The organism is Sulfitobacter sp. HI0129, assembly GCF_001635395.1.
Lineage (GTDB): Bacteria > Pseudomonadota > Alphaproteobacteria > Rhodobacterales > Rhodobacteraceae > Sulfitobacter.
Genome location: NZ_LWGH01000882.1, coordinates 1 through 1,547, shown reverse-complemented (window position 1 = coordinate 1,547; position 1,547 = coordinate 1). Strand labels below are relative to the sequence as shown.

General features: G+C 65.1%; 5 protein-coding genes. 2 read left to right on the top strand and 3 right to left on the bottom strand.

Annotated features, from left to right (window positions below; translation table 11 throughout):
- Positions 1 to 261: adenylosuccinate synthetase (locus A3764_RS20590; RefSeq protein WP_201722482.1), on the bottom strand; the 261-nt coding region annotated here is incomplete at its 3' end.
- Between the two features lie 162 nt (positions 262 to 423).
- Here A3764_RS20590 and A3764_RS20585 point away from each other — a divergent pair.
- Together A3764_RS20585 and A3764_RS20580 are read left to right on the top strand one after the other, a co-directional pair.
- Positions 424 to 819 (top strand): DUF6524 family protein, encoded by a 396-nt coding sequence (locus A3764_RS20585; RefSeq protein ID WP_067928174.1) that lies wholly within the window; start codon positions 424 to 426, stop codon positions 817 to 819.
- Between the two features lie 40 nt (positions 820 to 859).
- Positions 860 to 1,072 (top strand): hypothetical protein, encoded by a 213-nt coding sequence (locus tag A3764_RS20580; RefSeq protein ID WP_067928178.1) that lies wholly within the window; start codon positions 860 to 862, stop codon positions 1,070 to 1,072.
- On the opposite strand, the gene A3764_RS20575 is transcribed toward A3764_RS20580, so the two are convergent.
- Both A3764_RS20575 and A3764_RS20570 read right to left on the bottom strand, forming a co-directional pair.
- Positions 1,057 to 1,401 (bottom strand): nitrile hydratase accessory protein, encoded by a 345-nt coding sequence (locus tag A3764_RS20575; protein ID WP_067928181.1) that lies wholly within the window; start codon positions 1,399 to 1,401, stop codon positions 1,057 to 1,059. The genes A3764_RS20580 and A3764_RS20575 overlap by 16 nt on opposite strands.
- Positions 1,398 to 1,547 (bottom strand): SH3-like domain-containing protein (locus A3764_RS20570; RefSeq protein ID WP_150122347.1); only part of this gene is annotated, 150 nt, incomplete at its 5' end. The genes A3764_RS20575 and A3764_RS20570, both read right to left, overlap by 4 nt.

Sequence of the window (1,547 nt, the reverse complement as noted above, 5' to 3'; positions counted from 1 at the left end):
GCGCAGACCCTCGATTTCCTTGACCAGATGCCAAGGGTCCAGCACGACGCCGTTGCCGATCACGCTCAGCTTGCCGCCGCGCACGATGCCCGAGGGCAGCAGCGACAGCTTGAAGACTTCGCCGTCGATGACCAGCGTATGCCCCGCGTTATGCCCGCCCTGAAACCGCGCGATGACGTCGGCCCGTTCCGAAAGCCAATCGACGATCTTTCCCTTGCCTTCGTCGCCCCACTGGGCGCCCACGACGACTACGTTGGCCATGCTGTTCATTCCTTTGCCACGATCCGCGTCCGTATAACCCCCCGCGCGGCAGGGCGAAACCGAAAAACCCGACGGCAAGGCTTGGCCGATCCGGCATGCCGCGTGGACAGCAACGCCCCCTTCCCGCTAAGAAAGCGCCGATCGCACAAAGGAGGGCCCCGCATGGGTTTCGTCATCCGCTGGCTCTGCGCTTTCGTGCTGCTGGCCGCAACATTCAACCCGACGCCTTTCAACTACGTCGACTGGGTGCGCTATTACGGCGACGAGCACCTGTCGATCGCGGTTCTGACGGGCCTTTTGCTGTTCATCGGCTATATCGTTTACCTGCGGGCCACGCTGCGGTCGATCGGCGGCTTCGGGATGCTGCTGGTGCTGGCCGTTATCGGTGCGACGCTCTGGGTGCTGCACGATCTGGGTGTTTTGCGGCTAGACAATTCCAGCGTCAACGTCTGGCTGGGGCTTCTGGCGCTCAGCTTCGTGCTGGGCATCGGGTTGAGCTGGAGCCACATCCGCCGCGCCCTGTCAGGCCAGGCGGACGTGGACGACGTGGACGCCTGAGGGATCACGGGCCGGAAAACGCAGAACGGAGCGATACGGGATGAGACATACGCGGGACCAATCCGAGGATTTCACGAAGTTCTACTTCGACAAGGTCGCCACCGGCGAAGGCTGCGGCTGTGCCGAACGCATCATCGACGTGCATGAATTCAACCGGCTTTCCCGCTCCCGGCGGGGCATATCCGGTTGGTGGCCGCGCAAGGGGGCGTGGCGGCGCTTTCTGCAAAAGGCGGGAATCTACGCGCGGCGCTGACCCGTCCCCGGCCCCTCCTCCGGCAGACGCACCGGCGCGCCGTGGGGCGTGCTGCGAAAGGCCTCCGCCCATGCGTCCCGCAGCTCCCGCCGCTCGGCCTCCGTCGCGAGATCGCGTTCGGCGAGCAGACCTTCCAGCGTTTCGAGCCAAGCGAGGAAATAATCGTCACCCCCGTCGAGCGACCGGTCGAGGCCATGCCGTCGCAGCACCTCGCCAAAACGCGCGGCCCAGTCGGACCAGGTGAAATGACCGGTTTCGTTCAGATGGACCGTCACGGCAAAAACCTGCGCGTGCCACGGTGCGTCAAAGGCAGGCTCCGGCCGCGTCATGCCGGTTCCAGATAGCTTTGCCACAGGTCGAGCACGACCTCGTCGCCGGGATGTTCCGGATGCGCCCAGAGGGCGGCGGCGGGAAAGGCCACCGCATAAAGCGGTTCGGGCCGGTCGCCCAGATCATGGGCCGATGCATCGGGCAG

Excerpts from the sequence above, each read along its gene's own strand:
- A3764_RS20585 (WP_067928174.1), top strand. The coding sequence starts at position 424 with ATGGGTTTCGTCATCCGCTGGCTCTGCGCTTTCGTGCTGCTGGCCGCA.
- A3764_RS20580 (WP_067928178.1), top strand. The coding sequence starts at position 860 with ATGAGACATACGCGGGACCAATCCGAGGATTTCACGAAGTTCTACTTC.
- A3764_RS20575 (WP_067928181.1), bottom strand. The coding sequence starts at position 1,401 with ATGACGCGGCCGGAGCCTGCCTTTGACGCACCGTGGCACGCGCAGGTT.